The organism is Microbacterium sp. SW12 (assembly GCF_055391095.1).
In genome coordinates, this window is the sequence record NZ_AP024335.1 from 516134 (window position 1) to 533727 (window position 17594).

A 17594-nucleotide genomic window follows, 5' to 3' on the forward strand; every position below is an offset into this window, starting at 1 on the left:
GCTCGGGGCGTCCCGCGGGTAGTGCTGTCGCGTATTCCCGGCGTCGGCGCAGGATGCGCGCATCCGCGCCCCGTAGCATGTGTGGAATGTGTGGAATCGTCGGCTATGTCGGGCCCCGTGAGAGCCAGCCCATCCTCATCGCCGGGCTGTCGCGGCTGGAGTACCGCGGCTACGACTCGGCCGGTATCGCCGTCATCGACGGTGACGGGAACCTCGGGATGCGCAAGCATGCCGGCAAGCTCAGTGTGCTGCGTGAAGATCTCGCCGAGCACCCGCTCCCCGCGGGGACGACGGGGATCGGCCACACGCGCTGGGCGACCCACGGTGGCCCCACGGATGCCAACGCTCACCCGCATCTCGCCGATGATGACAAGCTCGCGCTGATCCACAACGGCATCATCGAGAACTTCGCCGCGATCAAGAACGAGTTGCGCGAAGAGGGCTTCGAGTTCCGCAGCGAGACCGACACCGAGGTCGCGGCGGTGCTGCTCGGACGCGAGTATCGGGCGCACGGTGGCGACCTGGTCGCCGCGTTCCGTTCGGTCGTGCGCCGCCTCGATGGCGCCTTCACTCTTCTCGCGATGCACCGCGACAACCCCGGCCTCGTGGTCGGCGCCCGGCGCAACTCGCCCCTGGTGATTGGACTAGGCGAGGGCGAGAACTTCCTCGCCTCCGACGTCGCAGCCTTCGTCGAGCACACGCGGCAGGCTCTCGCGATCGGCCAGGACGAGATCGTCGCCATCACCCCCGACGGGGTCGAGGTGACGGACTTCGACGGCAACCCCGTCGGCGTCGAGCCGTTCGAGGTGCTGTGGGATGCCGCCGCCGCCGACAAGGGCGGATGGTCGTCGTTCATGGCCAAGGAGGTGTCGGAGGAGCCCGAGGCCGTCGCGAACACGGTGCGGGGCCGCATCCGTGACGGGGTGGTGTCGATCCCCGAACTCGATGGCCTGGACGAGTTGTTCGCCGGTATCACCCGCGTCATCGTGGTGGCCTGTGGCACGGCAGCCTATGCGGGGATGGTCGGCAAGTACGCGATCGAGCAGTGGGCGCGGGTGCCGGCCGATGTCGAGCTGGCCCACGAGTTCCGCTACCGTGACCCGGTCATCGGATCTGACACTCTCGTCGTCTCGATCAGCCAGTCCGGTGAGACGATGGACACGCTCATGGCGGTCAAGTACGCCCGCGAGCGCGGTGCGAAGACGCTGTCGATCTGCAACACGCAAGGGGCGACGATCCCGCGCGAGTCCGACGCCATCGTCTATACGCACGCGGGCCCCGAGGTCGCGGTCGCCTCGACAAAGGCGTTCGTCGCGCAGATCACGGCGCTCTACCTCCTCGCCCTGCACATTTCGCACGTGCGCGGAACCCTCAGCGACACCGAGATCCGCCAGCAGGTGCTCGAGCTCGAAGCGGTTCCCGACAAAATCACGCGAGTGCTCGAGAGCGAGCAAGAGCACATCGAGCAGTTCGCGCGCTGGATGGGCGACACCCAGTCCGTGTTGTTCCTCGGTCGTCATGTCGGCTATCCGATCGCGCTCGAGGGGGCTCTCAAGCTCAAGGAGATCTCCTACATCCACGCCGAGGGCTTCGCGGCCGGCGAGCTCAAGCACGGCCCCATCGCCCTCATCGAGCCCGGTCAGCCGGTCTTCGTGATCGTGCCCTCGCCGCGTCACTCGCCGCTGCTGCACTCGAAGGTCGTCTCGAACATCCAGGAGATCCGCGCTCGCGGCGCCCGCATCATCGCCGTGGCCGAAGAGGGGGATGCCGCCGTGCTTCCCTACGCCGACGAGGTGCTGCGCATCCCGCTGGCGGACCCGCTGTTCGAGCCGCTGCTTGCCGTCGTGCCGCTGCACATCTTTGCCATGGGCCTGGCCACAGCCAAGGGTCTGGACGTCGACCAGCCCCGCAACCTCGCGAAGTCCGTCACGGTCGAGTAAGCGCGGCGCTTCGGCCGGCTACGGCCGCGTCGGTCGGAGGCTCCGCGCCGAGGCATCCGACCGACGGTGATCAATCCGACGGATACCTCGGCCGAGCTTTTGCTCCTCGACTATATAACGTCAGGCTGATATAAAGATCTCATGCACGCTCTCGAGATCCTCGGTGATCCGGTGCGGCGCCGACTGCTCGAGGTGCTCTCCCACGGCCCGCAGCCCGCAGGTGTGCTCGTTGACCTGGTCGGCGGCGAGTTCGCCATCAGCCAACCCGCCATCTCGCGGCACCTGAGACTGCTGCGTGAGAACGGCTTCGCGGATGCCGAGATCGACGGCACCCGGCGGATCTATCACCTTCGCGCCGACGGCCTCGACGCTGCCGCGACGTACCTCGACCGGCTGCGCGCACCCCTTTCCCAACGTCTCGACGCACTGCACACCGAGATCGCGCGCGGCAGGTCGGCGCGGCGACGCGGCGAGGCCGCTGCCGAACCTCGCCTGGCCACGGCATCCGACATCCCCCCGTCCCCTACCCAGGAGGCATCATGACCCTCGACGCTCCACGGATCACCCGCGACGGCGACCGTTACCACCTCGAATACTCCGAGGTCTACGCGACCGACATCGACGACCTGTGGTCGGCAGTCACGACGACCGAGCGGCTGTCGCGGTGGATGGCGACCTACCGCGGCGATCTGCGCGAGGGCGGTGCGTGGGAGGTGCTGGGATCGGACCGCGAGGTGTGGTGTCGCGGAGTCGTCACCTCCTGCACACCGCCGCGCAGTTTCACGACCACCTGGCACGCCAGCGGTGAGGATCCCACCGAGCTGACGGTGACGCTCGCGCCCGACGACGCAGGTACCCGCTTGACGCTCTCGCATCACGGCATCCAGTCGATCCTCTACGGGGCCGGGTGGCAGACCTACCTCGAGCTCTTGGCGCAGGGGCTGGCAGCGCCCGATGCCGTCCTCGTCGACGACGCCGCGTGGGACGCGCGATTCGCCGAGCTGCGACCCGTCTACGACGAGAAGTTCGCGTCGCTGCGAACCTGAATCGGCGAGGACGCCTCATACTGGCCAGCGGTAGGGTGGCGGATGCTGCGGCATCCGTCACCGCCGCCGGCTGAGGAGAGTCCATGATCGTCGGGATCGGCGTCGACCTGGTCGACATCGAACGCTTCGAACGGACGATCGCGCGTACCCCGAAGCTGCTGGTGCGGCTGTTCTCGCCCGCCGAACGGATGCTGAAACCCCGGTCGCTGGCGGCCCGGTACGCCGCGAAGGAAGCGCTCATCAAGGCGCTCGGCGGGTCGGACGGCGTGCACTGGACCGAGATCGAGGTCACGCCCGAGGCATCCGGTCGCCCCTGGTTCAGCCTCACCGGGTCAACCGCCGAGGTCATCGCCGCGCGGTCGATCACGACCCTGCACCTGTCGATGTCTCATGACGCGCACCTGGCGACCGCCTACGTCATCGCGGAGTCCGCTGCGGAGCCGCGGGCGCGAACCCACACGCCCGGTGCCGAACCCACAGCATCCCCCGCGGAAAAGGTGTGGGCTGACGCGGAAGGTGTGGGTTCGGCGACAGGGGCTGAGTTCGCGGAAGCGGTCGAGGACCAGGAGGGAACGGCATGAGCGTGATGCCGGGGTCGAGATTGCCGGAGGGGACGCTGCGCGAGGCATCCGTCGATGTCGCAGCGATCGCCGCGAATGTGCAGCACCTGCGACGGATGACGAACTCCGAGGTCATCGCGGTCGTGAAGGCCGATGGGTATGGTCATGGGGCTACCCGCTCGGCCGTCGCCGCGCTCGCGGGCGGTGCGACGCGAATCGGCGTCTCAGACATCACCGAGGCACTCGCCCTGCGCCGGGCGGGCATCACCGCCCCGATCCTCGCCTGGCTGCACGCGCCCGGGACCTCGTTCCGCGAAGCTGCCGGGGCTGGCATCGAGCTCGGCATCTCGAGTTTCGACCAGCTGCAGCAGGCCTCGGCCGCGGCGTCCGTCGACCGGCCCGTCGGCGTGCACCTCAAGCTTGAGACCGGGCTCGGGCGCAACGGCGTCGCGCCGGCTGACTACGGTGTTGTCTTCGCCGAGGCCGCGCGGCTCGAGCGCATCGGCAAGCTGCGGGTAATCGGACTGTTCAGTCACCTCTCGAACACGAGCGCCGAGGACGACCGCGCGGCGCTGCGCGTGTTCCTGGATGCCGCGGGCTCGGCGGCAGCGCTCGGTCTCGCGCCGCCGCTTCGCCACCTCGCTGCCACCCACGCCGCGATCGCCCTGCCCGAGACACGGCTCGGATGCGTGCGGCTGGGTATCGGGATCTACGGCCTCTCGCCGTTCGCCGACCGCAGCTCCGCGGATGTGGGCCTGCGCCCCGCGATGACACTGCGCGCGGCAGTCGCCGCGGTGCGCCGCGTGGATGCCGGACACGGCGTCTCGTACGGGTATCAGCACCGCACCGAGCGCGAGAGCACCCTTGCGCTCATCCCGATCGGGTACGCCGACGGGGTGCCGCGAAACGCCTCCGGGCGGGGGCCGGTCTGGATCGGCGGCAAGCCGTTCGCGGTAGCCGGACGCGTCGCCATGGATCAGTTTGTCGTGGATGTCGGTGACCATCCGGTGGCGGTGGGCGACGAGGCAGTGCTGTTCGGCGACCCGACGCTCGGCGTCCCGTCCGCCGACGACTGGGCGCGCGCCGCCGACACGATCAACTACGAGATCGTGACCCGGATCGGTCCGCGCGTGCCGCGGCGGCAGGTGTCGTCGTGAGCGGCTTGGATGGCCTGATCGGCGACCGGGAGATCACGAGCCCCGCCGACATGCACGCCCTCGGGGTGCAGATGGGACGGATGCTGCATCCGGGCGACCTCGTCGTGCTCACCGGGGTCCTCGGCGCCGGCAAGACGACCCTCACCCGCGGGATCGGCGAGGGGCTCGGCGTGCGCGGCCCCATCCAGAGTCCGACCTTCGTGCTCGCGCGGACCCACCCGTCGCTCGTCGGCGGGGCGCCACTGGTGCACGTTGACGCCTACCGCCTGGGATCTGCGGCAGAGCTCGATGACCTCGACATCGACTACGACGGCTCGGTCGTCGTGGTCGAGTGGGGGCGCGGGATGGTGTCGGGCCTGCGCGATCACTGGTGGGATGTCGAGCTGCAGCGCGAGTGGCATGGTACGGGCGTCGACACCGCCTGCGGCACGTACTCGCGGGCTACGGAAGACCTCGCCGCCGACGCGCCGCGCCTTGTCAGCATCCGTCGCGAGCCCTCCTGATCGGCGGGGCTCGGCGCTGGTTCGCGCGCTGATCCCACGTGTGCGGCACTTCTGTGCATGCGCGGCGCATTGATGTGCAGCTCATGCATCGTTCAGCCGCGCACGGGGGGCAGAGACCGCGGGGCCCGCGGGCTCGTGGGCCGCGGGCAATGCGCCCCCGCCACCGCGCGGGCGGGCACGTCCGCGCCGAACGCAGGATGAATCAGGTGCCACGCGCTCAAAACACGCCCGCGGCGGCAAGTGAGCCTGCAAACGGCACGCAGCTGCCGGGTGCCCGGGCGCGGATACCCTGGATAGGTGATTCTCGGCATCGATACCTCGGTCGGCACCGCGGTGGCGGTCGTCGAGGTAGATGGCGTGGTGCTTGCCGAGGCCTCGAGCGCGAACCCGCTCGGACACGCCGAAGTCATCGGCGATCTGCTCCATACCGTGCTCGGCACGGCGCGCGCCGACGCACCCCTCGGGCACGCCGGTGCCGGCACACCCGGTGAGCGTCCAGAGATCACGGCGGTAGCGGCGGGTATGGGCCCCGGCCCGTTCACCGGCCTGCGCGTTGGCATCGCAGCAGCCCGCACCTTTGCGCTCGGGCGCGGCATCCCCGTGGTCCCGGTGGTCAGCCACGACGCCGCAGCCCTCGGCATCCTGCTCGATCAGGCCCTCACCGGCGAGACGGAAGCCGGCCGCTTCGCGATCGTCACCGACGCCCGTCGCCGCGAATTCGCCTACACGGTCTACGAGGGGATCGATGACGACGGCCTGCCGATCCGGGTCACCGAACCAGCCCTCACCCCACGGGACGAGATCGATACCGTGCTCGCCAGGTTCGGCGCCCAGCGGCGCGACACGACGGCAGTTTCGGCGGCGATGGTCGCGCTGGTAGCCGCGCGCGCGATGGCAGCGGGACGCGAGGTCGGCCCCCGCGAGGCGCTGTACCTGCGCTCGCCGGATGTCACGCTGCCCGCCGGTCCGAAGAAGGTGGGCGTATGAGCATCCGTCCGGCCACCCCCGACGACCTCGCCGCGATCATGTCCATCGAGCGGGCCTCATTTCCGACCGACGCCTGGTCAGAGGCGATGATGGCGGGCGAACTCGCGTCGCCGCACGGTTCGTATCTCGTGGTCGAAGAGGCGGGTCGCATCATCGGCTACGGCGGCGTCCGCGCGGTGAGCGGGGCAGCGGATGCCGACATCCAGACCATTGCCCTCGATGCTGGCGTGCGCGGCGCGGGACGCGGACGGATGCTGCTCGCCGCGCTTCTCGAACGCGCCCGCGGGGCCGGCGCGCGGACCGTGTTCCTCGAGGTGCGCGACGACAACCCGGTAGCTCAGGGTCTGTACCGGCGCGAGGGCTTCATCGAGATCGGACGCCGGCCGCGGTACTACCAGCCTGATGACGTGGACGCGATCATCATGCAGCTCGATCTGGTGGGTTGGGATGCCGCCCGGCGGGAGGCCAGCGGGATCGAGCCCGCTGCCGCGGCATCCGGGGGAGTCTGCACGTGAGCGCCGCCGAACCGCTCGTCCTCGGGATCGAGACCAGTTGCGACGAGACCGGCATCGGCATCGTGCGCGGCCGCACCCTGCTCTCGAACACGATCGCCTCGAGTATGGACGAACACGCCCGGTACGGCGGGGTCGTCCCCGAGGTCGCCGCGCGAGCCCACCTCGAAGCCCTGCAGCCGGCGATCGAGACGGCGCTTGCCGAAGCTCAGGTATCCCTCGCCGAGATCGACGCGGTCGCCGTGACGTCCGGACCGGGGCTCGCGGGGGCGCTCATGGTCGGCGTCGGCGCCGCGAAAGCGCTCGCCGTTGCGCTCGACAAGCCGCTCTATGCCGTCAACCACCTCGTGGGCCACATCGCGGCAGACCTCCTCGACGCTGACGCGGAGCCGCTGGAGTACCCGACGATCGCGCTGCTGGTCTCGGGCGGGCACACGTCGCTCCTGCTCGTCCGCGATCTCACGAGCGACGTCGAGTTGCTCGGCGAGACCGTGGATGACGCCGCCGGCGAGGCCTTCGACAAGATTGCCCGCATCCTCGGCCTGCCCTACCCCGGGGGACCCGAGATCGACCGGGCCGCGGCATCCGGATCTGACGGGAACGGCGGGACGCGACCGGGGGACCCGAACGCGATCCGTTTCCCGCGGGGGCTCTCGCGGGCGAGCGACCTGGCCGAGCACCGCTATGACTTCTCGTTCTCGGGGCTGAAGACAGCCGTCGCGCGCTGGATCGAACAGCAGGATGCCGCAGGCCAGCCCGTCTCGACAGCGGATGTCGCCGCATCCTTCCGAGAGGCCGTCGTCGATGTGCTCGTCACCAAAGCGCTGGCCGCGTGCGCTGACTACGGCGTTCCGCGGCTGCTGCTGGGCGGCGGAGTCATCGCGAACCGGCGGTTGCGCGAGGTCGCGCTGGAGCGCGCCGCTGCGGCTGGTGTGACGGTGCGGATTCCGCCGCTGTCGCTGTGCACCGATAATGGGGCAATGATCGCGGCGCTCGCCTCGGAACTGATCATGGCCGGGCGTGCCCCGTCGACGATGGCTTTCGGGGCCGACTCGACCCTGCCGATCACCGACATCCAGGTCGCGGGGGAGGCAGGATGACTGATCGTTCTCGGGGGTTCTCGCGGTTTCCGACGGCCCCGGTCGATGTGCCGACCACACTCAGCGGCCCCGACCCGTCGCCGGACCACCCGGGGTGGGAACCGGATGCCGGACCCGTCGAGCCCGCGAGCTTCGACGGGGGTTCGCGGGGTGGGCCCTGGGGTTCGCGATCGTGGGCCTTGCTGTCTCGCTGTTCGTCGGGTGGGGCTTTGTCATCGGGATCGTCGCGATCGTCGCGGGCATCATGGCGCTGCGGCATCCGCGGGACAGCAGGCGCGTCGCCGTGTGGGCTATCGTGCTCGGCGGTGTGTCGATCCTCTACAGCGCCGGCTGGCTTCTCTACGCCTGGGCCGTGCTGACCTGACTCCGGCCAGGGCCCGGGCCCGGTGGATTCGGTCGCGCCGTGTTGTGGGTCGGGTGGGCTGGATGTCGCAGGACGGCGCGACCGAACGGGAGGGGTCGCCCGCCGAGAGGTCAGGTCAGGGGGCGGGCGGAACGCGGTCGGCAAGGACCGCGACGCGGGAGCCCCCGACACGGGTCATGATGAGGGTCGCGGATTCCTCACCCTTCAGCTTGAGGCTCTGACGGAGGGCGGCGGGATCGACATCCACTCCCCGTTTCTTGATCTCGAGGATGCCGATATCGCGCTCCTTCAGTGCCCTCGCAAGCTTCTTCGTGTCGGCCGGGAGCACCTCGCGAACCCGGAAGCTCTGCACGAAGGGGCTCGTGACCGCGTCATCCCCGGTGAGGTACGCGATCTTCTCCGCCAGCATCCCCGCCCGAAGCGACCTCGCAACCTGTCCGATGAGCCGGGCACGGATGACTGCGCCGTCGGGTTCGTGGATGAACTGTCCGAGCGCGCGCACCGGTTCGTCCTCGCTGTCTGCGGGCGCCGTGAGCTCGGCGGCGTGCTGCCCGCGCAGGATCAGCGCCGACCGCGTCACGCCCTCGCGCGCGAGCGCGCCCGACCACAGCACGAGCTCGATCGTCGAGCCGTCGGCACTGACCCACTGCGCCTCGTACCCGTCGGGGATGCGATCACGATCGAGTCCCGGCCCGAGCTTTATACCGGCCGGCATCCGGCTGGTGAGTTCGAAGACCCACTCCAGCGGCGGCGACCAGTCGTCAGCGCGCGCGCGTCCCGTCTCGCCCGCCTCGCGCCGGGCGGGGTCAAGCCAGACAGCCTCGACCCCGCTGAGATCCTGCTCCTGAGCGAGCCCGTGGCGCACGGTGACCGCGGCCCCGAACGGTGCGAGATTGACGGTCGCGAGGGCCGCGGTCACCTCGTCGGCGTCGATGGCGCCGACACGGATGCCGAGACTTGCCAGAGCCAGCGCATCACCGCCGATCCCGCAGCCGAGGTCTGCGACGCGCTCGATTCCCGCGCGACGGAACCGCCCGGCGTGATGGGCTGCCACCGACAGGCGTGTCGCCTGCTCGAGACCGGCGCGGGTGAACAGCATCCGTCCCGCGAAGTCGCCGAACTTCGACCGCGCCCGCTCCCGAAGCCGCGCCTGGGTGACCACTGCCGACACCAGATCGGGGGAGTGGCCGGCGCTACGCAGCCGTGAGACGATGCGCGCCACCTCGTCGCTGGAGGAGACCGGACCGAGGCTGTTCAGCAGGTCGAGCCCCGCCGGCGTCAGCAGCGCCCGCACCTCGGCGATGTCCATCCATCCACCCTAGGTGCGGGCGCTGCACGCGGCATCCGTGTCAGCTGCAGCTGCTTACGAGATCCCAGGAGGATGCCGAGATGCGCTGCAGACTCGTCACGGTGGCGTCGCCGAGACCGAGGTAGTCCTGGGTTCCGATCGCGTAATACGGGTTGTAGGGGTTCACCCCGTAGGAGGTGGCCCGCCCCGCAGCCTTGTGGGCGGCGTTCGTTGCGGTCACGCAGTCGCTCGGCGGGACTGTCGGCGTCGGCGAAGGAGTGACCGTCGGTGTCGGTGTCGGCGTTCCGGTTGGTGTCGGTGTGGGTGTCGGCTCGCCTGACCGGTCGACGCGGCGGTTGTTGTCGAAGAAGAACTCCGTCACGTAAGCCGGGTAGTCGATGCTGTTCGCGCTGATGTACGAGCCGCCCGATCCCGCACCGGCTGGCCAGTTGTGGCCGAGCCCGGTGTTCTGAATGACGGAGACCCGAGGCCCTTCGGCATCCGAGTACAGCGTCCCCGAACCCGACGTGTTGGTGCCGGCAAGGCCCGACAGGCCGAAGCTCGAGGTCTGATCGGCGTCGTAGATGTCAGCCATGATCTGACCGTTCAGCGTGTTGTACCCGGGCGCGACAGTCGAGTCATTGCTGCCGTAGACGACCGAGGTCAGCTGCGTGTCGAAGGCGCCGGATGCCGAGCTGGCGAAGCCCGTGCACGTCGATACTCCTTGGTTCCTCGAGACCGCCACCGACGAGATCTGACCGGAGGTGGTACCCACCGTCGGTCCGGCGTTGATGCCCATCCCGGCGAACACGTCAGGCGCGAGGCATCCCATGACCATCGTCTGCCCGCCGCCGGACGAAAGCCCCGAGACGTACACCTGGTCGGCGTCGATATCGAGGCTCGTGCGGGCGGTGAGTGTCGAGGCCAGCGAAAGCAGGTTGTCGTCGTGGCGCGATGGCGCGCTGCGCGAGTGATTCGCGTCGTAATAGTCCCAGCAGCCGAGGATGACTCCGCCGTTCGGGGCATCCGGCAGCGCGACGATCATGCCGTACTCGTCAGCAGTCTGTGCCCAGTTGCCCGCGGACTGCAGATCGGATGCCTTCTGCACGCATCCGTGGAGCGAGATCATCAGCGCGCGACCGGAAGGCAGGGCGGCAGCCGTCGTCGGGGTGTACAGGCGCACCGACATCCCGGCGATCGTCTCGGTCGTCCACGTGCCGGTGCCGCCGGTCGAGCCGCCACCCGATCCACCGCCGCCGTTCGTGCAGCCGGGCAGGGTCTCGAATCCCGGGGGACAGGTGATCGCCTGAGCGGCGGGAGCTGCGACGGCCAGGCCCGCCACCGCCAAGCCGGCCGCCAGGAGCGCGCCGATTGCGCGCTTTCGGACACGAGAGAACATGCGTCATCCCTTCGTCGGCGCCCCGGCCATCGCCCCGGGCGCCATCGCACGGTCGTCCCGGTCGGAGCACGGGCATCCCTCTCCAGCGAGCGGATGCCGAGGTGCGTCATCGCACGGCACTCACGGTAACTGAAAGATGATTCATATACCAGGTTAAGTTCGCGTGCATGACAGGACTCTCCTCGCCGGTGGATCGGGCGTCGCCGGTCGGGCGCGGGGGCGCTGAAGTCACGGCATCCGGATTGGCACTCGCGTTGCGTGAGTGCCAGAGCTTCAATACACTTGCGTTAGCACTCTCGGTGTGAGGTTGCTAACGAGTCTTGGTATCTCAAGGAAAGCAGAGGTAGACCCGTGTCGGTTTCCATCAAGCCGCTCGAGGACCGCATCGTCATCAAGCAGGTCGAGGCCGAGCAGACCACCTCGAGTGGTCTGGTCATTCCCGACACCGCGAAGGAGAAGCCCCAGGAGGGCGAGGTCGTCGCAGTCGGACCCGGTCGTATCGATGACAACGGCAACCGCGTTCCGCTCGACGTCGCCGTCGGTGACCGCGTCATCTACAGCAAGTACGGCGGGACCGAAGTGAAGTTCGGCGCCGACGAGTACCTGGTGCTCTCGGCTCGCGACGTGCTGGCGGTCGTCGTCCGCTGAGTCGACAACTCTTCGACGGGGCTCGGATGCTGCGGCATCCGGGCCCCGTCTGTTTTTTGTGTTCCCCATCCCCGCGAGCCCACAGCACCGCCGCCGAGCCCACACGATTCACGCGCGGAACCCTGTGGGCTCGGCGACGGAGGTGTGGGTTCAGCAAGCTGGGCAGGGCGCAGCACGCGCAGCGGGGCGTGGCAGGAATCTGCCGAGACTCGGCCGGAGGACACTGCGGCTGGGCGACAGACGCGCGCCGCAGGGTCGCCGGCGCGCCCTAGGCTGAGTGAGTGACGCGCGAATCTGTTCCGGGGGATGGGGGCTCGGCGCCCGCGACCGGTGACATTCCAGCGTCGGGTGCGGCAGAGCTCGCCGGGTCGGATGCCGCGCACCTGGCCCGGGAAGCGCCGGCAGAGGCTGCACGCGAGCGGCTCGTCGGCGGCATCTTCGCGTTCTCGGCGTACTTCCTCTGGGGATTCCTGCCGCTCTACTTCATCCTGCTGGCGCCGATCACCGGCTGGGAGCTGGTCGGCTGGCGCATCCTGCTCTCCCTCGTCTTCTGCATCTTCCTGCTCACCGTCATGCGCGCCTGGCGGCCGTTTCTCGCGATCGTGCGTCAGCCACGGCTGCTCGGCTGGACGGCGCTGGCCGGAGCTGTCATCTACGTCAACTGGCAGGTGTTCATCCTCGCGACCCTGTCGGGTCACGTCATCGAGACGAGCCTCGGCTACTTCATCAACCCGATCGCCACGGTGCTGCTGGGCGTACTCGTGCTGCGCGAGCGGCTGCGCTTGACGCAGTGGATCGCGATCGCGATCGCGGGCATCGCTGTCATCGTCACGATCGTTGGCTACGGCACGGTCCCGTGGGTGGCGCTGACGCTCGCGGCATCCTTCAGCATCTACGGACTGATCAAGAAGCGGATCGGGCCCTCGGTGGATGCCGTCAGCGGCCTCACCCTCGAGTCGGCGTGGCTCACACCGCTCGCGATCGTGCTGCTGGTGGTCACGTCACTGACGACTGGTCTCTCCGTCGGAGCATACGGTTTCTGGCATGTCGTGCTGGTGAGTCTCGCGGGCGCCGCGACAGCCGTGCCGTTGCTGCTGTTCGCCGCCGGAGCTCGACGTGTGCCGCTCACCGTCGTCGGACTGCTGCAGTTCATCGCGCCGATCATGCAGTTCATCACGGGGGCCTGGATCCTCGGCGAGCCGATGCCGCCCGAGCGTTGGGTCGGCTTCGCGCTCGTGTGGGTGGCGCTCGCGGTGCTGACCGTCGACTCGGTCGTGTTCGCGCGACGCGCCCGCGGGGTCAGCGACGTCGCCGAATACAGCTGATCCGCCCGCCTCGCGCTCCCGCGCCGCGGCGCCCCCGTGCCCGCGCCGCCGCACCGACCCCGCCGTTCCGCTGTCACAGACTGCAGCATCCGTCGCCCGCGAGCGACAGTCTGTGACAGCCGAACGGGTGAATGGCGGCGGGGGACAGCCGAACGGGTGAGTGGCGCCAGCGGGCGTCAGCGCACGAAGCGGGCGATGGCTGCCGAGGCTTCGCGGATCTTCTCCTCGGCCTGCTCGTCGCCCTGCCTCGCGGCATCCACGACGCAATGGCGCAGGTGGTCTTCGAGAAGGCCGAGCGCGACAGACTCCAGCGCGGCGGTGGTGGCACTGATCTGGGTGAGGATGTCGATGCAGTACTTCTCGTCTTCCACCATCGAACGGATGCCGCGAGCCTGCCCCTCGATGCGCTTCAGCCGGTTCAGGTAGCGCTGTTTGTCGCCGATATACCCGTGATGGCCCGCCGGCCCGTGGGCATCATGCTCGGCATCCGTCGCCCCGTGCGGGGTCGTCTCCAGGGTGTCGCTCATCGCGGGCTCCGTTCGTTGGGTGTGGTGCGGGATCCGACAGCCGGGTCAATGCTCTGGAAGCGGCGGAGCCGCAGGCTGTTGCCGACGACGAAGACGCTGGATGCCGCCATCGCCGCACCGGCGATCATGGGGTTCAGGAGCCCGAGGGCAGCCAGCGGAATCGCCGCCACGTTGTAGGCGAACGCCCAGAAGAGGTTCCCACGGATCGTGCGCAGCGTCGCCCGCGACAGCCGGATGGCGTCGACCGCGCCCAGGAGGTCTCCGCGCACAAGCGTCAGGTCGGAGGCCTCGATGGCGGCGTCAGTTCCCGTGCCCATCGCGATACCGAGGTCGGCCTGCGCGAGCGCCGCCGCGTCGTTGACGCCGTCGCCCACCATTGCCACGACTCGGCTGCGCGCCTGAAGCGCCTCGATCTGCGCGGCCTTCTCGGCGGGCAGCACCCCGGCGATGACCTCGCGGATGCCGACCTCATCTGCCACGCGACGCGCCACGGCGTCGTGGTCACCGGTGAGCAGGATCGGCTCCAGCCCGAGCTCGCGCAGCCGGGCGACGGCGGCAGTGCTCGAGGGCTTCACCGAGTCCGCGACGGTGAGGATGCCGCGAGCCTTCCCATCCCATGCGACGACAACGGCGGTCGTCCCGTTCGCGCCGGCGCGCTCGATGGATGCCGTGATCTCGGCATCCGGGTGCACCGACCACTCGGCGAGCAAGCCCAGCGATCCGACCGCGACGGCGTGGCCTTCGACGACCCCCGTCGCACCCCGCCCCGCTACGGACGAGAACGACTCCACCTCGGGAAGCGGGCCCCGGCCGCCGCGGAACCCGCGATCGCCCGGGCGATCGGGTGCTCGGATGCAGACTCCACCGCACCGGCCAGACGCAGCACCTCGGCGGCATCCTCGCCCGGCACGGGCAGCACGTCCACGAGCGTCATCCGGCCCTCGGTCACGGTTCCGGTCTTGTCGAGCACGACAGTGTCGACGCGCCGGGTCGACTCCAGAATCTGCGGCCCCTTGATCAGGATGCCGAGCTGCGCGCCGCGGCCGCTGCCGACCAGGAGGGCTGTCGGTGTCGCCAGACCCAGGGCGCACGGGCAGGCGATGATCAGCACGGCGATCGCCGCCGTGAGCGCCAGCGCCGTGCCGCCGCCGAGCAGCAGCCAGGTCACGAGAGTCCCGACGGCGATCACGATGACGATCGGCACGAACACCCCCGCGACGCGGTCGGCCAGTCGCTGTACCTCGGCCTTGCCAGCCTGAGCCTGTTCCACCAGGCGCGCCATTTGCGCCAGCTGCGTCTGCTCGCCCACGCGCGTGGCGCGCACCACGAGACGGCCCCCGACGTTGACCGTCGCGCCCACGACCGCGTCACCCTCGCTGACCTCGACGGGAACCGACTCGCCCGTGATCGTCGAGGTGTCCACGGCCGAGGTCCCCGACACGACAACCCCGTCGGTCGCGATGCGCTCGCCGGGGCGCACGACGAATTCGTCGCCGACGCGAAGCTGAGCGACAGGGACCCGCACCTCCGCGCCACCGCGAAGCAGCGCGGCATCCTTTGCGCCGACCTCCAGCAGTGCCCGAACTGCCTGGCTCGCGCGCCGCTTCGCGCGCACCTCCAGGTAGCGACCGAGCAGCAGGAAGGTCGTGACTCCCGCGGCAACCTCGAGGTAGATCGTGTTTCCGGCTTCGCCCGGCTGCGCGATCCACGTGAAGCCGTGGGTCATTCCCGGCATCCCGGCGCCGCCGAAGAACAGCGCGTACAGCGACCACAGGTAGGCGGCCGAGACCCCCATCGAGACGAGAGTGTCCATGGTGACAGCGCCGTGGCGCAGATTGATCGCCGTGGCGCGGTGGAACGGCCACGCAGCCCACACGACGACGGGTGAGGCAAGCGCCAGCGATGCCCACTGCCAGTAGGTGAACTGCAGCGCGGGGATCATTGCGAGCAGGATCACCGGCACCGACAGCACCGCCGCCCCGATCAGGCGCTGGCGCAGCGAGGCGAGCTCGGGATCGGTCGCCGGCTCGTCGGTCTCGGGCACCGGCGGCGCGGGCACTGTGGCCGTGTACCCGGTGCGTTCGACCTCGGCGATGAGGGCCGCAGCATCGGCGCGCGACTCGTTCGCGTTCGCCGGGACGTCATCGATTCGGACGACGGCTTTCTCGGTGGCGTAGTTGACGGATGCCGACACCCCCGGCATCCGGTTCAGTCGCTTCTCGATACGCGCGGCGCACGAGGCGCACGTCATCCCACCGATCTGAAGCTCGATCGGTGCTGAGCTGCCCCCGCCGGCAGGTGCGGCTGTCGTCACCGTCGCGCGGCCTGGTAGCCGGCCTCGTCGACGGCGGTCAGCACTGCAGTGTCGTCGAGGGTCTCGGCGGTGACCGTCAGGAGGCCGGTTGCAGCGCTGACCTCGACCGCGGATACGCCCGGGATTCGCGAGACCTCGTCGCGCACGGCGTGCTCGCAGTGGCCGCAGGTCATTCCGGTGACGACGTATTCGTGGTTTGTCATGGCGGGTTCCTCCCGTGAGAGTACGGCTATCTCGATACCCCTGAGGGGTATGCATCTCAACGATACGCCCATCCCCGGCATTCCCGCGCCGTCGATCGCGACGGATACCGGCGCCAGGTAACGATTTGACGGCGTTACACATCGTTAACGCACCGCAACACACGCGAGACCAGTCCGCGGATAAGTTATTGGCACTGTGCGGGCTCTTTGGCGACCCGCATCCATTCACAGCAAGGAGCATCATGGGCGTCTTCACACGATCCCGCGCCGGCTCGATCCTCGGCGGTATCGCCGTGGTCGGTGTCAGCGCGGTCTTCCTGGCGGGTTGCGCCGGCGACTCTGGCGGCGGGAACGGTACCAGCGAGCCCGCGGGCGAATCCCTCGACCTCAAGATCGGCACGGCGCTGCCCGTGACCGGCAACCTGGCCTTCCTCGGCCCGCCGGAAATCGCGGGTACCGAGTACGCCGCATCCGAGGTCAACGCCGCAAACGCGGGCGTGACCATCGAGATGATCCAGGGCGATTCGGGTGACACCGACAACAAGGCCTACGAGACCGAGATCCCGCGTCTTCTCAACGAGGGCGTCTCCGCGATCATCGGTGCTGCCTCATCGGGCACCTCGCTGCAGTTCATCGACCAGGTGGTCGGCGCCGGCGTCATCCAGTTCTCGCCCGCCAATACCTCGGCTGCATTCTCGACCTACGACGACAACGGCCTCTACTTCCGCACGGCGCCGTCTGACACCCTGCAGGGTGAGGTGCTCGGAAACCTCATCGCCGAGTCGGGTGCGCAGACCCTGGGCATGATCGTCCTCAACGACTCGTACGGCACCGGCCTCGCGAGCTTCGTCAAGGACGCGTTCGAGGCCGCGGGCGGGACCGTCGTCGCCGAGCCCACCTACAACACGGGTGACACGAACTTCTCGGCTCAGATCTCGGAGGTCGTCGCTGCCAACCCCGACGCGATCGCCCTGATCACGTTCGAAGAGGTCAAGACCATGCTGCCCGAGCTGTTCGCCGCAGGCGTGCCCGCCGACAAGCTGTACTTCGTCGACGGCAACCTGTCGAACTTCGGTAGCAACGGCATCGACGTGGGTGGATCGCTTGAAGGGGCCAAGGGTACGCTGCCCGGTCTCTCGATCGACACGATCACCGACTTCACCGACTCGCTCCAGACCTTCTGGACCGACAAGGGCAACGAGGAGCTGACGGAGTTCAGCTACGCCGCCGAGTCCTACGACGCCGTCATCCTGCTCGCGCTCGCTGCTCTGGCCGCCGGTTCGACCGACGGCGCAGCGATCGCCGACAAGCTGCAGGAAGTGTCCGGCGGTTCGGGCGACGGTACTGCCTGCACCTCGTTCGCCGAGTGCGCCGAGATCATCAACGGCGGCGGAGTCGCTGACTACAACGGCATCTCCGGTCCGGTCACGTTCGACGACGTGGGCGACCCCACCGAGGCGTCGATCGGCATCTACGAGTACACCGCCGACAACGACTACGTCGCATACCAGTAAGCCTCACGGCTAGCGAGCGGGGCTCCGACCTTCGGGTCGGGGCCCCGCTTCCGTTGTGTGCGGCATCCGTGCGACCGGCCGAGCTGCGCGCCGAACCCACAGCATCCGTGCTGACCCCACACGATTCCTGCGTCGGAAGGTGTGGGCTCGCGCACGAAGGTGTGGGTTCGCGAGTGGGTGGGGAGGTGGATGCCTCGAGGCATGGTG

Annotated in this window: 16 protein-coding genes and 2 pseudogenes; 13 read left to right on the forward strand and 5 right to left on the reverse strand. The window is 69.1% G+C overall.

Going from position 1 to position 17594, the window contains the following annotated elements:
* Positions 1-86: 86 nt before the first annotated feature.
* The 10 genes and pseudogenes from glmS to MICSW_RS02680 all read left to right on the forward strand — a co-directional run bounded on the left by glmS (position 87) and on the right by MICSW_RS02680 (position 8169).
* Positions 87-1940, forward strand: a complete 1854-nt coding sequence (gene glmS / locus MICSW_RS02635; protein WP_363494223.1) for a glutamine--fructose-6-phosphate transaminase (isomerizing) — start codon at positions 87-89, stop codon at positions 1938-1940.
* 141 nt (positions 1941-2081) lie between these two features.
* Positions 2082-2483: an ArsR/SmtB family transcription factor gene (locus MICSW_RS02640; RefSeq protein ID WP_464496676.1), complete on the forward strand. Its 402-nt coding sequence runs from the start codon at positions 2082-2084 to the stop codon at positions 2481-2483.
* Positions 2480-2986, forward strand: a complete 507-nt coding sequence (locus MICSW_RS02645) for an SRPBCC domain-containing protein (RefSeq protein WP_464496677.1) — start codon at positions 2480-2482, stop codon at positions 2984-2986. Before MICSW_RS02640 ends, MICSW_RS02645 begins: the two co-directional genes overlap by 4 nt.
* A gap of 83 nt (positions 2987-3069) precedes the next feature.
* A pseudogene (locus tag MICSW_RS02650) lies at positions 3070-3423 on the forward strand (holo-ACP synthase); the annotation flags it as partial.
* A gap of 140 nt (positions 3424-3563) precedes the next feature.
* Complete coding sequence (gene alr, locus MICSW_RS02655) at positions 3564-4703, forward strand: alanine racemase (protein WP_464496678.1); 1140 nt, start codon at positions 3564-3566, stop codon at positions 4701-4703.
* Positions 4700-5206, forward strand: a complete 507-nt coding sequence (gene tsaE / locus MICSW_RS02660; RefSeq protein WP_464496679.1) for a tRNA (adenosine(37)-N6)-threonylcarbamoyltransferase complex ATPase subunit type 1 TsaE — start codon at positions 4700-4702, stop codon at positions 5204-5206. Before alr ends, tsaE begins: the two co-directional genes overlap by 4 nt.
* 297 nt (positions 5207-5503) lie before the next feature.
* A complete protein-coding gene (tsaB, locus tag MICSW_RS02665) occupies positions 5504-6193 on the forward strand; it encodes a tRNA (adenosine(37)-N6)-threonylcarbamoyltransferase complex dimerization subunit type 1 TsaB (RefSeq protein ID WP_464496680.1) in 690 nt (229 codons plus the stop codon).
* A complete protein-coding gene (rimI, locus tag MICSW_RS02670) occupies positions 6190-6708 on the forward strand; it encodes a ribosomal protein S18-alanine N-acetyltransferase (RefSeq protein ID WP_347424600.1) in 519 nt (172 codons plus the stop codon). The genes tsaB and rimI overlap by 4 nt, the downstream gene beginning before the upstream one ends.
* A complete protein-coding gene (gene tsaD / locus MICSW_RS02675) occupies positions 6705-7805 on the forward strand; it encodes a tRNA (adenosine(37)-N6)-threonylcarbamoyltransferase complex transferase subunit TsaD (protein ID WP_464496681.1) in 1101 nt (366 codons plus the stop codon). The genes rimI and tsaD overlap by 4 nt, the downstream gene beginning before the upstream one ends.
* Before the next feature lie 172 nt (positions 7806-7977).
* Positions 7978-8169 carry a hypothetical protein gene (locus tag MICSW_RS02680; protein WP_464496682.1) on the forward strand — a complete coding sequence of 64 codons (192 nt, stop codon included), beginning with the start codon at positions 7978-7980 and terminating at the stop codon, positions 8167-8169.
* Positions 8170-8284: 115 nt separating this feature from the next.
* On the opposite strand, the gene MICSW_RS02685 is transcribed toward MICSW_RS02680, so the two are convergent.
* Together MICSW_RS02685 and MICSW_RS02690 are read right to left on the reverse strand one after the other, a co-directional pair.
* Positions 8285-9478, reverse strand: a complete 1194-nt coding sequence (locus MICSW_RS02685; RefSeq protein ID WP_464496683.1) for a class I SAM-dependent methyltransferase — start codon at positions 9476-9478, stop codon at positions 8285-8287.
* Between the two features lie 40 nt (positions 9479-9518).
* Positions 9519-10856, reverse strand: coding sequence for an extracellular catalytic domain type 1 short-chain-length polyhydroxyalkanoate depolymerase (locus MICSW_RS02690; protein ID WP_292728493.1), 1338 nt, complete (start codon positions 10854-10856; stop codon positions 9519-9521).
* A gap of 351 nt (positions 10857-11207) precedes the next feature.
* On the opposite strand from MICSW_RS02690, the gene groES reads away from it, so the two are divergent.
* Positions 11208-11504 (forward strand): co-chaperone GroES, encoded by a 297-nt coding sequence (gene groES / locus MICSW_RS02695; RefSeq protein WP_228177199.1) that lies wholly within the window; start codon positions 11208-11210, stop codon positions 11502-11504.
* A gap of 383 nt (positions 11505-11887) precedes the next feature.
* Positions 11888-12829, forward strand: a complete 942-nt coding sequence (gene rarD / locus MICSW_RS02700; protein ID WP_292728501.1) for an EamA family transporter RarD — start codon at positions 11888-11890, stop codon at positions 12827-12829.
* A 176-nt stretch (positions 12830-13005) separates the two neighbouring features.
* On the opposite strand, the gene MICSW_RS02705 is transcribed toward rarD, so the two are convergent.
* The 3 genes and pseudogenes from MICSW_RS02705 to MICSW_RS02715 all read right to left on the reverse strand — a co-directional run bounded on the left by MICSW_RS02705 (position 13006) and on the right by MICSW_RS02715 (position 15873).
* Positions 13006-13356: a metal-sensitive transcriptional regulator gene (locus MICSW_RS02705; RefSeq protein ID WP_228177198.1), complete on the reverse strand. Its 351-nt coding sequence runs from the start codon at positions 13354-13356 to the stop codon at positions 13006-13008.
* Positions 13353-15607 (reverse strand): annotated as a pseudogene (locus MICSW_RS02710) (heavy metal translocating P-type ATPase). Before MICSW_RS02710 ends, MICSW_RS02705 begins: the two are co-directional and overlap by 4 nt.
* Before the next feature lie 59 nt (positions 15608-15666).
* Positions 15667-15873, reverse strand: coding sequence for a heavy-metal-associated domain-containing protein (locus tag MICSW_RS02715; RefSeq protein ID WP_292726827.1), 207 nt, complete (start codon positions 15871-15873; stop codon positions 15667-15669).
* A gap of 242 nt (positions 15874-16115) precedes the next feature.
* Between MICSW_RS02715 and MICSW_RS02720 the strand changes: the two genes are divergently transcribed.
* The gene (locus MICSW_RS02720) at positions 16116-17387 is read left to right on the forward strand and encodes an ABC transporter substrate-binding protein (RefSeq protein WP_464496684.1); all 1272 of its coding nucleotides are present in this window, start codon (positions 16116-16118) and stop codon (positions 17385-17387) included.
* Positions 17388-17594 lie beyond the last annotated feature (207 nt).

Excerpts from the sequence above, each read along its gene's own strand:
- glmS (WP_363494223.1), top strand. The coding sequence starts at position 87 with ATGTGTGGAATCGTCGGCTATGTCGGGCCCCGTGAGAGCCAGCCCATC.
- MICSW_RS02640 (WP_464496676.1), top strand. The coding sequence starts at position 2,082 with ATGCACGCTCTCGAGATCCTCGGTGATCCGGTGCGGCGCCGACTGCTC.
- MICSW_RS02645 (WP_464496677.1), top strand. The coding sequence starts at position 2,480 with ATGACCCTCGACGCTCCACGGATCACCCGCGACGGCGACCGTTACCAC.
- alr (WP_464496678.1), top strand. The coding sequence starts at position 3,564 with ATGAGCGTGATGCCGGGGTCGAGATTGCCGGAGGGGACGCTGCGCGAG.
- rimI (WP_347424600.1), top strand. The coding sequence starts at position 6,190 with ATGAGCATCCGTCCGGCCACCCCCGACGACCTCGCCGCGATCATGTCC.
- MICSW_RS02685 (WP_464496683.1), bottom strand. The coding sequence starts at position 9,478 with ATGGACATCGCCGAGGTGCGGGCGCTGCTGACGCCGGCGGGGCTCGAC.
- MICSW_RS02690 (WP_292728493.1), bottom strand. The coding sequence starts at position 10,856 with ATGTTCTCTCGTGTCCGAAAGCGCGCAATCGGCGCGCTCCTGGCGGCC.
- MICSW_RS02705 (WP_228177198.1), bottom strand. The coding sequence starts at position 13,356 with ATGAGCGACACCCTGGAGACGACCCCGCACGGGGCGACGGATGCCGAG.
- MICSW_RS02715 (WP_292726827.1), bottom strand. The coding sequence starts at position 15,873 with ATGACAAACCACGAATACGTCGTCACCGGAATGACCTGCGGCCACTGC.
- MICSW_RS02720 (WP_464496684.1), top strand. The coding sequence starts at position 16,116 with ATGGGCGTCTTCACACGATCCCGCGCCGGCTCGATCCTCGGCGGTATC.